Origin of the sequence: Helicobacter suis (genome assembly GCF_902196125.1) — a bacterium.
Taxonomy (GTDB): domain Bacteria; phylum Campylobacterota; class Campylobacteria; order Campylobacterales; family Helicobacteraceae; genus Helicobacter; species Helicobacter suis_B.
Genome location: NZ_CABIKG010000023.1, coordinates 1 through 14,730, shown reverse-complemented (window position 1 = coordinate 14,730; position 14,730 = coordinate 1). Strand labels below are relative to the sequence as shown.

General features: G+C 40.0%; 16 protein-coding genes. 10 read left to right on the top strand and 6 right to left on the bottom strand.

Annotated features, from left to right (window positions below; genetic code table 11):
* Positions 1-224 (bottom strand): hypothetical protein (locus tag G6Q00_RS07670; protein WP_163532030.1); only part of this gene is annotated, 224 nt, incomplete at its 3' end.
* A 219-nt stretch (positions 225-443) separates the two neighbouring features.
* Here G6Q00_RS07670 and G6Q00_RS07665 point away from each other — a divergent pair.
* Positions 444-605, top strand: a complete 162-nt coding sequence (locus G6Q00_RS07665) for a hypothetical protein (protein ID WP_163532673.1) — start codon at positions 444-446, stop codon at positions 603-605.
* Positions 606-662: 57 nt separating this feature from the next.
* On the opposite strand, the gene G6Q00_RS07660 is transcribed toward G6Q00_RS07665, so the two are convergent.
* On the bottom strand, positions 663-842 hold the full coding sequence (locus G6Q00_RS07660) for a hypothetical protein (RefSeq protein ID WP_163532672.1): 180 nt from the start codon (positions 840-842) through the stop codon (positions 663-665).
* Between the two features lie 123 nt (positions 843-965).
* On the opposite strand from G6Q00_RS07660, the gene flgE reads away from it, so the two are divergent.
* From flgE to thrC, 6 genes are read left to right on the top strand one after another with little or no spacing between them, the layout of a single operon-like run.
* A complete protein-coding gene (flgE, locus tag G6Q00_RS07655) occupies positions 966-3,122 on the top strand; it encodes a flagellar hook protein FlgE (RefSeq protein ID WP_163532671.1) in 2,157 nt (718 codons plus the stop codon).
* A 12-nt stretch (positions 3,123-3,134) separates the two neighbouring features.
* Positions 3,135-3,482 carry a hydrogenase/urease nickel incorporation protein HypA gene (gene hypA / locus G6Q00_RS07650; RefSeq protein WP_163532670.1) on the top strand — a complete coding sequence of 116 codons (348 nt, stop codon included), beginning with the start codon at positions 3,135-3,137 and terminating at the stop codon, positions 3,480-3,482.
* Positions 3,479-4,084: a nickel-binding protein Mua gene (mua, locus tag G6Q00_RS07645; RefSeq protein ID WP_240331056.1), complete on the top strand. Its 606-nt coding sequence runs from the start codon at positions 3,479-3,481 to the stop codon at positions 4,082-4,084. The genes hypA and mua overlap by 4 nt, the downstream gene beginning before the upstream one ends.
* The gene (gene lpxB, locus G6Q00_RS07640; protein WP_163532669.1) at positions 4,081-5,160 is read left to right on the top strand and encodes a lipid-A-disaccharide synthase; all 1,080 of its coding nucleotides are present in this window, start codon (positions 4,081-4,083) and stop codon (positions 5,158-5,160) included. The genes mua and lpxB overlap by 4 nt, the downstream gene beginning before the upstream one ends.
* Positions 5,161-5,169: 9 nt before the next feature.
* The gene (locus tag G6Q00_RS07635; RefSeq protein ID WP_163532668.1) at positions 5,170-6,867 is read left to right on the top strand and encodes an MBL fold metallo-hydrolase; all 1,698 of its coding nucleotides are present in this window, start codon (positions 5,170-5,172) and stop codon (positions 6,865-6,867) included.
* Positions 6,867-8,291, top strand: a complete 1,425-nt coding sequence (gene thrC, locus G6Q00_RS07630) for a threonine synthase (RefSeq protein ID WP_163532667.1) — start codon at positions 6,867-6,869, stop codon at positions 8,289-8,291. Before G6Q00_RS07635 ends, thrC begins: the two co-directional genes overlap by 1 nt.
* On the opposite strand, the gene G6Q00_RS07625 is transcribed toward thrC, so the two are convergent.
* The 4 genes from G6Q00_RS07625 to G6Q00_RS07610 all read right to left on the bottom strand — a co-directional run bounded on the left by G6Q00_RS07625 (position 8,288) and on the right by G6Q00_RS07610 (position 11,570).
* Entirely contained in the window at positions 8,288-9,145 is an 858-nt protein-coding gene (locus tag G6Q00_RS07625; protein WP_163532666.1) for a c-type cytochrome, read from the bottom strand. The two genes, thrC and G6Q00_RS07625, sit on opposite strands and share 4 nt — an antisense overlap.
* A 3-nt stretch (positions 9,146-9,148) precedes the next feature.
* Positions 9,149-10,375, bottom strand: coding sequence for a cytochrome b (locus G6Q00_RS07620; protein WP_163532665.1), 1,227 nt, complete (start codon positions 10,373-10,375; stop codon positions 9,149-9,151).
* 9 nt (positions 10,376-10,384) lie between these two features.
* Entirely contained in the window at positions 10,385-10,888 is a 504-nt protein-coding gene (petA, locus tag G6Q00_RS07615) for a ubiquinol-cytochrome c reductase iron-sulfur subunit (RefSeq protein ID WP_163498576.1), read from the bottom strand.
* A gap of 175 nt (positions 10,889-11,063) precedes the next feature.
* Positions 11,064-11,570, bottom strand: a complete 507-nt coding sequence (locus G6Q00_RS07610) for a flagellar FLiS export co-chaperone (protein ID WP_163532664.1) — start codon at positions 11,568-11,570, stop codon at positions 11,064-11,066.
* Positions 11,571-11,685: 115 nt separating this feature from the next.
* On the opposite strand from G6Q00_RS07610, the gene G6Q00_RS07605 reads away from it, so the two are divergent.
* Genes G6Q00_RS07605 through hemE form a run of 3 tightly spaced genes read left to right on the top strand, consistent with a single transcriptional unit; the run spans position 11,686 to position 14,673 of the window.
* Complete coding sequence (locus tag G6Q00_RS07605) at positions 11,686-12,990, top strand: M99 family carboxypeptidase catalytic domain-containing protein (RefSeq protein WP_163498578.1); 1,305 nt, start codon at positions 11,686-11,688, stop codon at positions 12,988-12,990.
* Entirely contained in the window at positions 12,990-13,667 is a 678-nt protein-coding gene (locus G6Q00_RS07600; protein WP_163498579.1) for a 3-methyladenine DNA glycosylase, read from the top strand. Before G6Q00_RS07605 ends, G6Q00_RS07600 begins: the two co-directional genes overlap by 1 nt.
* The gene (gene hemE / locus G6Q00_RS07595; RefSeq protein WP_163498580.1) at positions 13,654-14,673 is read left to right on the top strand and encodes a uroporphyrinogen decarboxylase; all 1,020 of its coding nucleotides are present in this window, start codon (positions 13,654-13,656) and stop codon (positions 14,671-14,673) included. The genes G6Q00_RS07600 and hemE overlap by 14 nt, the downstream gene beginning before the upstream one ends.
* Positions 14,674-14,730: the final 57 nt, after the last annotated feature.

The window sequence follows — 14,730 nt, the reverse complement described above, 5'->3', positions numbered from 1 at the left end:
CTTTTAGTGATGTCAAAGTTGCCCATATGCTTTAATACATATTGTCTAACCTTGCGCTCCTCTGCTTGGTCTCTCCACTCCCCAGCGTGTTTGCCTTTATGATGGATAAACGAATTTTTTGTTAAACGGGGAATGTGATCAGATTCTAAATTTGAGAGATCAACTGGCTTAGATCTAATTAGATTTGCTAGCTCCTCTTGTGTCATGTCTTCGGGTTGTTTCAAGTGCTCCCCTTATTAAATACTTCATCTTGGGGGAGGATACAGAACAACACCCACAAGCAAGTTAAAAAAGATTTTAGATAAGGGCTAAGAGGGTTTAAAGGTTGGGGGTTATTTGTGGTTAGCTTAAGTTTTATTTAAACTCTATTTTGTTTAAATTCTATTTACTCTTTTATACAGTGGTGGTTTTGTAGTGAGAGAAATTTAAACGAAAGGGTGGTTATGGCAAGAGAACAAAATAGCGGGTATGTTATAAAAGACATAGATACAGAACTCGAGCAGATGATAAACTTGTTGCTAGAATTTGATTGGTTAATAGAGCAAGCGCTAAATGAGTATCCTAACCCTCTAACAGATAAAAATAAGTTTACACAAGCAAGCTAAAAAAGATTTTAGGGGTAGGGGGCTAAAAGAGGGTTAAGAGGGGTAAAAACCTAGTCTTTACTTTAAGGCTTCTATCTTTTTAACCCAAAATAGGTCTAATTGCACAAAACTCTCCTTGATCGCAGAGTGGGTTAAATTTTTTAAAGCGGCTGAAGGGGTAGCTTTTTTTAGCCAATCTTTTGCTACACCCTGTCCATTCCCATGCATGTGCCAAGTTAAAATAAGCCTTTTTAGCATTTTTTCCTTTGTAGAAGCTACCTTAATCCAAGCTAGGGATTTTATGCTACTTCTTAAAAAAATATTTACAAGTCTTACGGAATAAGTTTTGCTTAGATAGAGTAATTCACTTAAAGGATTGCTATGCTCCGCTCTTTATGGTCTGGTGTTAACGGAATGCAGGCACACCAAATCGCCCTAGATATTGAAAGCAACAATATCGCCAATGTCAACACCACCGGCTTTAAATACTCCAGAGCTTCTTTTGTGGACATGTTATCTCAAGTTAAACTCATCGCCACCGCCCCCTATAAAAACGGCCTAGCTGGGCAAAATGACTTTTCTGTGGGTTTGGGTGTGGGCGTAGATGCCACCACTAAAATCTTTTCTCAGGGGAATTTACAAAATACCGATGTCAAAACAGATTTAGCCATTGAAGGCGATGGATTTTTTGTTATTAGCCCGGATCGAGGCGTAACACGCAACTTTACCCGTAGCGGGGAATTTCTCTTTGATGCAAATGGGAGCTTAGTAACTACAGGGGGGTATGTGGTGCAAGGCTGGGTACGCGATCCTAAAGATATGGGCTCTAAGGATAGTGAAACCGATATGCTTAAAATTGATAATACCAAGCCTTTACAAAATATCCGCATTGATCCGGGTATGGTAATGCCAGCGCGATCGAGTAGTAAAATCACGATGCGCGCTAATTTAAATGCAGGACGCCATGCCGATCAAGTAGGCAATGTTTTTATGCTTGATTCTTCTACTAAAACCCCTGCAGATGGAATCAAACCCCAATACGATTCAGCCACCAATCTTACCCAAATGGCAGAGGATATGGGGTCTTTGTTTAATGAAGATGGCGATGCGTTTTTACTCAATGAAGATCAGGGGATTTGGGTGAGTTATAAAAATGCGAGCATGAAAAAAGCCATTTTATCCTCTAAGAATAGCAACACCTTAGAACTCAATGGGACTAAAATTTCCTTTAGTAATGACTCAGCCACAACCCACATCACTTCTTTAGCCGCTGCTAAAAATGCCATTAATGCTGTGAAAAATAAAACTGGGGTTGAAGCTTATATTGATGATGGCCAGTTGCGCTTAGAAAATAAGAACAGTTTAGAGGGCGATGAACATGTTAAAAACATCGTAGTAACCCATGCAGGTACGGGGGCTTTTGCTAATTTTGCTAAGGGCGATCAAAGTATCACCGCTTTTAGATACCGCTACACAAAAGGAATTGATGCAGACTCTACTACCGGGCAATTTAAAACTACAGAGGATTTACGCGCACTCATGCAACATGATGCCAATATCGTAAAAAACCCTAGTTTAGCCAAGAGTTATAAGGACTCAGCTGCCTCTGTATCGGTAAAAATCAATAACCATGGCATGTTTGAAATTGCTAATAAAGATGATGGAAATCCTAATAAAGATAATTTGAGTATCTTTGTAACCAACTACGCCTCTGATAAAGTAACTAAAAATGTCCTCTTTGGTAAAACTATGGGTGCGCTTAATACGGCTGCCTTAATTGAAGGGGGAGTTTCTACCTCTACCTCCAGATTAACCCATGCCACCCATGCAAGTAGTGTTGATTTAGTAGATAGTTTAGGCACTAAACATAGCATGCGTTTAGAATTTTATAAAACAGGGGGGGCTGAGTGGCGTTTTAGAGCTATTGTACCTGAACCCGGAGAAATTGTAGGTAGTTCTCCTGATCGCCCTAATATATTTGAAGAGGGGATTTTACACTTTAATAAAGATGGCAGTTTAGCCGGTATGAATCCTCCCGTATTACAATTTGCGCCCCATAATGGTTCAGATTCGCCCCAGCGTATCACGCTAAGTTTTGGTACGGCCGGAGGCTTTGATGGAATCACTAGTGTAGATAAAATCTCTGAGACTTATGCCATTGAGCAAAATGGCTACCAAGCGGGGGATTTAATGGATGTGCGCTTTGATAATGATGGGGTGTTGCTTGGCTCTTTTAGCAATGGTAAAACTCTCTCTTTAGCACAAGTGGCTTTGGCTAATTTTGCCAACGATGCGGGTTTACAAGCTGACGGGGGGAGTGTGTTTTCTGAGACGAGTAACTCAGGTAAAGCCCTTATCGGAGCGGCTAATACGGGGCGCAGGGGCGGGGTTTCTGGCTCTAAGTTAGAATCTTCTAATGTGGATTTAAGCCGCAGTTTGACAAATTTAATTGTGGTGCAAAGAGGCTTTCAGGCTAACTCTAAGGCAGTTACCACCTCCGATCAGATTTTAAATACTTTGCTTAATCTCAAACAATAGGGGATTTTTTAAGTGCATGAATATTCCGTCGTTTCCTCTCTAATGGATTTGTGCGAAGCGCATGCGCGCAAACATAACGCCACCAAAATAGAAAGGGTGGTGGTGAGCATTGGGGAACGCAGCGCAATGGATAAACAGCTTTTCATGAGCGCCTTTGAGACTTTTAAAGAAGAATTAGATATTTGTAAAGACGCGGTTTTAGACATTGTGGAGGAAAAGGTAGAATTAACTTGTTTAAATTGTTCTTTTGTGTTTATCCCGGCTACTTTAGAATATGGGCAATGTATCCGTTGTGGCTCGCAGAATGTACAAATCAGTAAGGGTACTGAAATGCAACTTTTGTCTTTGGAGATGGTGTGATCGATGCGATTTTTCAGGAATTTATCAAAAAAGCGTCTAAAATGAAAGAACACTGGGAGGTGGTACAACTCTTTGAAGAGGAGCGGCAAAAATTCCATGAAGAATTACAGGCTTATGAAGATGAGATTAAACAAGCCCGCGGGGTGTTGCGCGATTTACGCGCACAGGTAACACAGATTAAAGAAAAATTAAAAGATTTGCAGGTTTATAAGGAAGAGAAAGAAGAAGAGATTAAGCAAATCAAACAAGAATTGCTCTCCTATCAAATCCAGCGCGATTTATCACATCTACAAAAAAACAAACCAGAAATTCCAGATTTAGAACAAGAACCTTTGCCCCAGCCGGTAGAGTTTGTAGAGATTTATTTAAAAGATCACTCCATTGCTAAAGCCCGCCCGGCTAAGCGTTTTTTTAGCGATCAAATTTATCGCCAATACCGCGTACTCTTACGGGAAAATCATATGCTTAAAGATCGAATCTTTGGATTAGACTTAGAAAATAGCACCCTTAAAATTGAACTTAGAGATTTAAAAACCCAAAATCTTTTAGAGTCTAAGGATCAAGAAAAACCAGAAACAAAGGAGAGTGAAGAGTCTAAATGAGGGTTTTAGTTAGTGCCTTAGAGGTGAGCGCTAATGTCCATTTGAAAGTTTTAAGATCATATCTTAAAGAAAAGGTGGAATGGCTAGGGGTTTATGACGTGCTTTTGCCTGAGGATAAGCCATTTTTATCCCCTAAAGACTTTTCTATTATGGGTTTTAAAGAGGTCTTTAATCGGCTTTTATTCTTTTATAAAGCCCTTAAATCTATGGTTAAACTTGCTAAAGAAGCCGATCTGATTTTACTCATGGATTCTTCTTCTTTTAATATCCCTCTAGCTAAGCGCATAAAAAAGCAATACCCCAATAAGCCTATTTTTTACTATATTTTGCCACAGGTATGGGCGTGGAAAGCCTACCGCGCGCCTATCATTGAAAAATATTGTGATCATCTCGCAGCTATTTTACCCTTTGAGACTTCTTATTACAAAGAGAAGGCAAGATTTGTCGGACACCCTCTTTTAGATGAGATCACACAAGTTAAAACTTCTTTAGAGGGTCAGGGGGTGGTTTTTATGCCCGGGAGTCGCAAACAAGAGATCACGCGCCTTTTTCCTGTTTTTGTACAAGTAGCCAAGCAAATTAATCAAAAGCGCATACTCATCGTGCCCTCTAGTTTAAAAGATCAAAATTTAGAGGCTCTTTATGGCCCCGATCTTAAACTCTTTGAAATTTCTTATAATGCGCATCAAAGCCTCTATGATGCCTCTTTTGCCTTTATTTGTAGCGGTACAGCCACCCTAGAGGCCGCTCTTATTGGTACGCCCTTTGTACTGGGTTATAAAGCTAGACCCTTTGATTTTTTCATCGCTAAGAGTTTAGTTAAACTCACCTGTATCGGGCTTGCTAACATCTTTTATAATGCGATTTGTAATGAGAGTCCGGGGCGTGGAAAAACCATGCTACATGCCGAATTTGTACAAGAAGATGTAAATCCGGAAAATTTGCTAAGAATTTATTACAATATGGATAGGAATTACTTTTTTAAAGAGTCACAAAAGATCCGCGCCTATTTAGAGCACGGGAGTGCACAAAGGGTGGCAACTTGGATCCAGCAGACTTATAAAAATTTAGCATAGGAGTGATGCATGGCTATCCCGCCTACAAAAAAGAATGAGTCAGCTTCTATTAAAATGCGCCGTGTTGGGTTGTTTGAAATCTCTGAAAACACCCAGATTGTGCCAGCTAGAGGGCTTTTAGCAGGGATTAATGATATCGGGCAGTTTATTGTGAATATGAAAAAGAATGTGCAGTTAGGCGAAAAACCTGAAGTAGAGTGGATCATTGATCAAATCTGTAATCACTGCGGGGGCAAGCTCCAGCACAAACAAAGTTTATCCACCTGCCCTTATTGTAACTGGGCTTTGCACATTGAAAGCCTTACCTATTTAAATGGCGTGGCTAAAAAACCTTTGTACTTCCAAATAGAGGGGCGGGCTTTGCGCGTGCAAACCTCTATTGATATGAGAAACCCTTACCAATCTAGTTTTAAGGGCGATTTTAAAATCCGCTACTTTAACCACGCCTGTCTTTTAATAGAAGCAGGGGGCGCTAAACTCATTACCGATCCGTGGCTAGTTGGGCCTAGCTTTTTAGGGAGTGGCTATTTAGAGAAACCTAGTTGTAGGGAAGCTGTACGGGCTTTAATGGAGGCTGATTTTATCTTTATCTCTTCTAATCGTTCTAGTTGTCTGCACCCTCAGACCCTCTCACTTCTTCCTAAAGACAAACCCTTTATTGTGGGTAATTTTGCCTCTAAAAGCATAGAAAAATCTTTAAGAAGTTTAGGTTTTATCAATATCTACCCCCTAGAATTCCAAGAAATTTATGAATTCAGTGCTTTTTTCCAATTTAGCGTATTTGCTACAGGTGATGGATTAGAAGATAGCGGGCTGTATTTATGTTTATCTGGGCATGATGTGATTTTTGATGCCTATGGCAATTATCTTAATTCTTTTAATTTGCCCAGCGATTTAACCTTGCTTTGTTTATCCTTTAGCGGGGGAACTTCAGGCTTTCCTTTTTGCATGCAAACTGAGAAGGCCACTCAAAAAACCTTGCATAACCAGCGCCTAGAGGGCTTTAAATACAAATTAGAAACTTTGCTAACTTTAAGTAAACCTGCCTATGTCATGCCCATAGCTACACCTTATTTTCAAGATAGCCCCCGCGATAGCATGATTAAAGAGCTAAATACAAAAAACCCTTTTAAAGAGGGCCAGCAAATCTGTGAGACTTTTAGCCGTAGCCATAGCGATCAGCCCGTCAAATGGATCAACCCAGATGAAACCATCACGCTAGAATTTAAAACCACAGATTTAGTCCAGTGGCGCGAGGATATCCACTCTTTAAGAAAAGAAAAACCACAAGAATTTGTAGATTTTTACACCCGCCAATTCACCTACGATCCTAAACAACTTATCGCGCACTTGCAGGCGGCTAAATACAAGGCTAAAGAAATTGTAACCTTTGTACCCACTAGCGAGGATTTTGAGCGAGTGGTAGCGCCTATTGTGCAGGCTAACTTTGAGACCCAAGAGTTTAAGATTATCCCGGTACGGCTCATTATTAAAGAATTAAAGGGGCATAGAGTACTTATCTTGCGGGTAAGACGCGAAATTTTAGCCTGTGTTGTGGCTAATCATTTGCCCTTTGAGGAAATGGTACGCGGGTTTCATTGCCGTATAGAGCGTAGCCCTGATGCTTATGAGGCTAATTTTTGGCATCACTTTAGCCATGTCTACATCGCTCCCAAACCCTACAGTATTTCGCTTAAGGCTAAATGATGCAACTACACGATACAAGAAGCCAAGCTAGCCTTTCTTTAGAACAAGCATTACTTCATCCAAGTAGCCCTTCTCAAGGTCTTTATACGCTTAAAGAGTGGCCTAAGCTAGATTTTTCACAATTTTTACACCTAGATTATAAAAGTCTAGCTAAAGCGCTTTGTATGCACTTGGGGGTTAAAATCAGTGGTTTAGAAAAAGCCTTAAATCGTTGTTCTATCCAAGCCCCCTTAAAACAACTCAAAGGTTTTTCTTTTCCTCTCTTTGTTCAAGAACTCTACCATGGCCCCACTCTAGCTTTTAAAGACATGGCTTTACAACCCTTAGGGGTTTTACTCTCAGAGGGGGCTAAAGACGCGCAACAAAAATTAGTGGTTTTAGTAGCCACTAGTGGGGATACAGGCCCAGCGACCTTAGAAAGTTTAGCCCAGCTTGAAAATGTCTTTGTCATTTGTTTATATCCTTTTAAAGGTACAAGCTTGATTCAGGCCTTACAAATGCAAACCGCAGAGGCGCCTAATCTTAAGGTATACGGGATAGAAGGAGATTTTGATAAGGCACAGAGTCTACTTAAAACCCTTCTTAATAGCCCAGATTTTAAACATTGCTTAGAAAAGCTAGGTTTTAGTGTGGGGGTGGCTAATTCTATTAATTTTGGGCGGGTGCTTTTTCAGATTGTCTACCATGTGTGGGGGTATTTAGAGCTCGTGCGCTTAGGTGCAATAAATTATGCAGAGCCTATTAAAATTGTTGTACCTAGCGGGAATTTTGGCAACGCCCTAGGGGCCTTTTATGCTAAAGAAATGGGTTTACCTGTGTCTAAAATTGCTGTGGTGTCTAATGCTAATAATGTTTTAGAAGACTTCATTAAAACCGGAGTCTATGACATTCGCCAAAGAAGTCTACAAAAAACCTACGCCCCAGCGATGGATATTTTAAAAAGCTCAAATGTAGAACGCCTGCTTTATGCTCTCTTTGGTTTAAAGCGTACAAAAGAGTGCATGCAAGCTCTTGATGCAGACCAATTTTATAGCCTCACTGCACATGAACTTAGCCTCCTACAAAAACATTTTGAAAGCTATAGTTGTACAGATAAAGCGTGTTTAGAAAATATTGCAAAAATTTATCAAGATCATGATTATCTAATTGATCCGCATACAGCCACAGCTTTTAGTGCCCTTAAAGAAAACACCCCGCACATTCTAGTTTCTACCGCTTCTTGGAGTAAATTTCCAAGCACCATTTATTTAGCTTTAGAGGGTAAAAAATGCTTTGATCAAGAGGCCTTATACCTCCTAGAACAAAAAGGGATCAAACCCCCCGCTTCTGTGCAAACTCTCTTTAAAAAACCCCCCCGCCATTTAGAAGTGTTAAAAATCCCTGAAATTGCCAGCCATATAGAGGCATGGCTTAAAAGTCTTTAGTGGACTTCGCTCCACACTTTTTGTTTCCACAAGAAAGAAATAAAGGCCATCGCGGCAAAGAAGATCATAATTTTAATCCCCAATGCATTTCTTTGGTGTTTTTTGCTATCCCCTGTTCTTTCTAAATAGTGAATCACCTGTTTTTGGGCGTCTTTGCTTAAACCCACTCGTGGCATAGCTGTACCGGGTAAGAGTTTTTGTGGATCGTTGATAAACACCTCTAATTTTTCACGCCCAAGACTTCTAATCATCATAGAAAGATCGGGTACGGCTGCTCCTAAATAGCGGTGCAAATCAGTAGGATCGGTTGTAGCTTTGAGTTTGGCATATTGCATGCTATGACAACGCATACAAGCTTGCTCAAAAACAGCCTTTTCTGTTAATTTTTTAGGCGCGATAGATTTTAAATAAGCCACAATGTCAGATAAATCTTGATCGCTAAACTGGGCAAAGGCAGGCATGGGATAGGGGTGATTGTCTTTATATTTATGGGTGAGTTTGGCTGCTTTAGTGGGGTCTTTAATAAAGTGGGCTAAAAACTGCGGGTTAAGCACGCTAGCAACACCGGAGAGATCCGGAGGGACCACCCCAAAACTTGAGCCGGCAGTCTTTGCATCCATAGGCGCTTTGATTTTTTGGCTAGAAATGCCATGGCAGGCGGTACAGTTTTGTGCTACTAAATTTTTGCCCTTACTGGCATCGCCCTTGCTTAAATCAATGGGTTTTAAATCTTTAAAGGCAAAATCTGCGGGGGCTGTTTTTGGCTCCATTACCGAATGGGCGTAGGGTTCTACGCCGTAGTAAAGCGCGCCTATGACAACAATTAAGAGTGCTAAAATCTTGAGTTCTTTCATGATCTACTCTCCTTTCTTTTCAGCCCGGCTAATTAATGGCAAAACAATAAAAAGAAGAGCAAGGAAAGTTAAAGAGGCCACTAACCCAACATATTTGTTATTGCCCACAGGCGGGAGCTTGCCAAAAATTGTTAAGACAATCATGTCTATTACAAGTAACCAAAACCACACCTGAAAAGCTTTTCGTTTGTGAGCAGGTCTAACCACAGGGCTATTATCTAAAAAGGGCAAAAGGAAAAAGACAATCTGGGCTATTCCAAAGGCTACTAAACCTAAGTTTCCATTAAAGAAGAAACCGCGCAAGACTTCATAACTCCAGAGAAAGTACCATTCAGGGTAAATATGGTGCGGGGTTTTAAGGCTGTTGGCGCGCTCAAAGTTAATAGGGTCCATGGCAAACTCGTAGTGGTAGCACACCAGATAAAAGAAAAAGACCATGAAAGCACAAATCACAAAAATATCTTTGGATAAAAATACAGGCCAAAAGGGGATAACTTTAGATTCTTTTTTATGCCCCTCTTTATATTTTTTCTCCTCCTCTTCAAAGTCTAGTACATCGCCCTCTTGGTTATTGACATGGGGAATACGCAAAGAATAAAAATGCATGCAAATAATCATAATGATGACTACGGGCAATAAGAAAACATGCAACATAAAAAAGCGAGTAAGAGTTGCATCAGCTACTACATAATTCCCTCTAATCCACACTAAAAGATCCGGACCTATTACAGGGATTTTGCCAAAAAGCTCGGTGATCACAGAGGCTGCCCAGTAACTCATTTGTCCCCAAGGCAACATGTAGCCACTAAAGGCTTCTGCACTAAAAACCACAAATAAAAGCATGCCTGAAATCCAGATCATCTCCCGGCCCTTTTTATATGAGCCATAATAAATACCCACAAACATATGGATATAGATAATCACAAAGATCATACTAGCAGCTGTGGCATGGATATGACGCCACAGCCAACCAAAGGCCACCTCTTGCATGATTGTAAAATTCACGCTGTCATAAGCCAATTTGGCATCCGGCTTGTAATACATCAATAAAAAGATACCTGAGATCACCAAAGTTGTAAAAAGGACAAGTAAAATTACCCCCATTGCCCATAAAAAGTTAATGTTTTTGGGTATCCAATATTCTGTCATCAAGACTTTAGTGAGTTTTTTAAGCCCAAGTCTTTGATCAAGCCAGTCGCCTATACCTTCTGCTTTTTTAAACTCTGCCATAACCTCTCCTTATGCGTGTGCAACCATAGTTTTATATTCCTGCCCCACTTCCCCAAAGGTGATCTTATTACCCTCTAGTTTAAAAGGGGGGATTTCAAAGGGACTAGGCGGGGGTGTACCGGCGATATTAACTCCATCGCTAGTAAATCTCCCCCCATGGCAGGGACATAAAAAGCCCTTTTCAATGGATTCAAAATTAGGGATACAACCCAAATGCGTACAAATCTGTACCCCCACAGTAAACACGCCTCCACTGATTTTAAAATCCCGTTTGGCATTAAAGCTCATTCCTGATTTTTTCTTGATGATATAAACCGGTTTGCCCCGCCACTCCACAGCAGAAAAGCTCCCCTCCTGCATTCCAGAGACATCTACAGTTGTAAAGCCTGCAGACACCACGCTAGGCAAAGGGTCCCAAGTTTTTTTCATCGCCACTAATCCAGCAAGTGCTCCTATGCCGGCAACTCCTGAAAGCGCCATGCCCAAAAAATCTCTCCGACTAATCTCTGCCATTATCGCTCCTACTTTGTTTTTGCAAACCGCCATTTTACATTAAAAAACCTAATATTAATCGCTACAGGGTTTTTAAATGCCAGATCGCCCGTATTGCCCTTTAAAAAACTAACCTTTGTTTAAGTGAGTCTGTAATTAGCTGTGTAAATCTTAAAATTGCCCCCTCCATAGGGTGTTAAGATGTTTTCATGAAGTCTAAAGTATCTTTATTAAAATTAGGTGTATTAAGGGTGGGGGTTTTTCTAAAGACTTGTTTAGAATCAATACTCCCTTGAATTTGTAACAACGCCCCTCTAATTTCCTCTAGCTTTTCTTGTAGATAAACCTCTATATTTGTACCACTCTTTAGAGGATTATTCACCTCTATACTTAAATTTGTCTGCTCTAGTGTAACTATTAGAGGTGTATCAAAGAGTACATGGCCTAAAAACTGCGCTTTATCTATAACTTCTTGCATTTGCATACGCCCCTCTTGTGTGTCTGATAGGGGAACTAATTTAAGAAGTTTATTACAAGCAATCTGTAAAACTTGTAAAGCCCCTATGCTTTCATTAAGGCTTTTAATTTCATGGCTAAATTTTTCAATCTTGCTAGATTTTTGCCGGGTATCTAACATTTCTAGTTCTTGATCTAGCGCGCCTAAGTGTTTCTCAAAAGCCTGCAACATGTCTTGTTTTAACATCTTCCTTCCTTTGCTACAAGATACGCTAAACAAGCATTTTTTATTCCTTTTAAACACAACGCGGTTAGTTGAGTTTTAGGTATAATGGCGGCTATTTTGATGTAGAAGAAGGTCCATGAAAGTTATTCTCTCTTTATTGCTTATCTGTGTCGCTTCTTTAAAGGCTGCTAGTATCCATGTGTTTAAAAAACAAGGGGATAACTCAGCCCCTACCTTACTCTTAATGGGTGGGATTCAAGGTGATGAACCGGGTGGGTTTAACACCACTAATATTTTTTTAATGCACTATAAAATTTTATCGGGTAATGTGTGGGTGGTGCCTGTGCTTAACCGGTATTCTATGCTGCGCAACCACCGCGGTGTTTATGGGGATTTAAACCGCAAGTTTGCCTATATTAGCCGCCACGATCCAGAGTATGCTTTAATCCAATCTATTAAAGCAGCGATTATGAATTCTGAGGTTAATGTGATCTTACACCTCCATGATGGCAGTGGGTTTTATCGCCCCTCTTATCAAAGTGCTTTGCTTAACCCTAAGCGTTGGGGCAACTCTTTTATCATTGATCAAGAAGAACTCCCCCATGTCAAATTTGGGCATTTAGGCCGTATATCGCGTAACACCACGCACCACATTAACCAGTTTTTACTCAAATCCCTCCATAGGCACTATATCCGCAACACCCACACCGCTAGGGGGGATAAAGAGATGGAAAAGGCTTTAACTTATTTTGCTATCCGGCATAAAAAACCCGCCTTTGCCCATGAAGCTAGTAAAGAATTACCGCTTAATGAACGGGTTTATTACCACCTTTTAGCCATTGAGGGTTTGATGCAACAGTTAGGAATTACCTATACCAAAGATTTTACCCTCAAACCCGCTGATTTATACCGCCTTATTAATGATAAAACCCTCACCCTTACTCTTAATCAAAATATTTTATTACCCCTCTATGGTTTGCGCCCCCAACTTAAATTTTTTCCCTTCCCCAAACATGTTGCCATAGATAAAAATAGCCTAGATTCTCAAAGCTACATTTTAGGCCTCTTGCCCCATAAAAACCAAATTTGGCTCAAATATGGTAATAAACTCATGACTCGCTTAAGCCCGCTATATTTAAACTTTGATCACAGTCTTAGAAATATCCAAATAGAAGTAGATGGGCAAATCAAAACAGCCACACCGGCTAGCATTTTAGAGGTTAAAGAAGCCTTTAAGGTTTTGCCTAAAGAGGGTTACCGGGTAAATGTCATTGGTTTTTCGCTTAATGATGGCAAAAAATTACCTAATGAGGTGGGGGTGAGTATTGCCTATAAGGATTTAGAGAAGAAATTTTCCATTGATAGGCAAGGTAGGATTTATCGCATTGAAATTTATAAAAACAATGCTTTTAGCGGCATGGTTTTGGTGCGCTTTATTTAATGCTCTCTAGTTTAGAAATTCTACGAGCGCTTAAAAACTTAGATTTACTCAAAAATGCGCCTGCTTTGTGGTGGCCCTCTGCTGGTGAGTTTGAAGTGGTTTTGGGGGCTATTTTAACCCAGAATACGCGTTTTAAACAAGTACTTAAATCTTTAGAAAATCTTAAGTTAGCTGGAATTTTAAGCGCTGATTCTAACACTACACTACATAATCTAGCCACAATCTCTATAGAAAAACTAATTCCTTACATTATTCCTAGCGGGTTTTATCGCCAAAAGGCGCGTTATGTGTGTTTGCTTAGCCAAAATATTTTAAGAGATTTTCAAGATTTTAAAACCTTTCAAAAACAGGTTAACCGTGAGTGGCTTTTAAAACAATTAGGCATTGGCCCAGAAAGTGCTGATAGCATTTTAAATTATGCGTGTTTGCAACCGGTTATGGTAGTGGATCGCTATACTTATCAATTTTTATTATCACTAGGGCTAGAAATTAAAGATTATGGCATGTTACAAAAGTTTTTTATGCAAGGCATTACAAATAATTTAGATCAAGCCCTAGCCCTTTATGGGTATAAACTTGATCTAGTCGCTATTTATGCGCGCTTCCATGGAAAAATTGTAGAGTATATGCGCGCTAGTACTAAACCTCAATTAAAGGAACTTAATGGTCTTTATTGATGCCTGTTTAGGCAAACAAACCCCCTACACCCCTATTTGGATGATGCGCCAAGCCGGCCGTTATCTGAGTGAATACCAAGAGATTAGAAAACAAGCTAAGAACTTTTTAGATCTGTGTGCCAATGTTGATTTAGCAAGTACTATTACGCTTCAGCCGGTAGAAATTTTAGATGTAGATGCGGCCATTCTTTTTAGCGATATTCTTGTATTGCCCCATACTATGGGTTTGCCCTTAGAATTTGTCCCCGGTTTTGGACCTAAATTTTTACGAGGTATAGAGAGCTTAGAAGACATTCAAGTTTTACACACCGCCTATAAAAAATTAGAATTTGTCTATGATACTTTATCTAGTGTGCGCGCTAAACTAGAGCCTAGCAAAGCTCTTATTGGTTTTAGTGGTGCGCCTTGGACTTTAGCAACTTACATGGTTGAATCTCAAGGGAGTAAGACTTATCATAAAAGTAAAAAACTCCTCTATACAGACCCTAAACTTTTGCATATGCTATTAGACATGCTAAGTACAGAGATCATAGGCTATCTTTCCATGCAAATTAAAGCCGGAGCCGATGTAATCATGCTCTTTGATTCTTGGGCAAATGCTTTAGAATGCAAGGCCTATTTAGAATTTGGTTGGTCTTATATCCAAAAAATCACCCATACCCTTAAAACCATGCACAAAACCACCCCCATTATTGTATTCCCTAAGGGTATTTCTGGTTACTTAGAGCATTTAAATGGCGATTTTGATGTTTTTGGGTGTGATTGGAGTACCCCTTTAGAATTAGCTAAAAGAATTTTAGGACACCGTTATGTTTTGCAGGGAAACTTAGAGCCCGCACGACTTTATAACCAAGATGCCATGCTAGAGGGTGTTATGCACATTTTAAAAGTGATGGGCAAAGATCCGGGCTTTATTTTTAATTTAGGGCATGGCATGTTAGCTGATTTACCCCGCACAACAGCTATAGAACTTGTACGCTTAGTACATGAAAAAACAAAGCGGTAAAGTATAAGATGACTGTTCCTTTGCACTGCAACAGTTTTATCCATTGCTTCTCCCCCC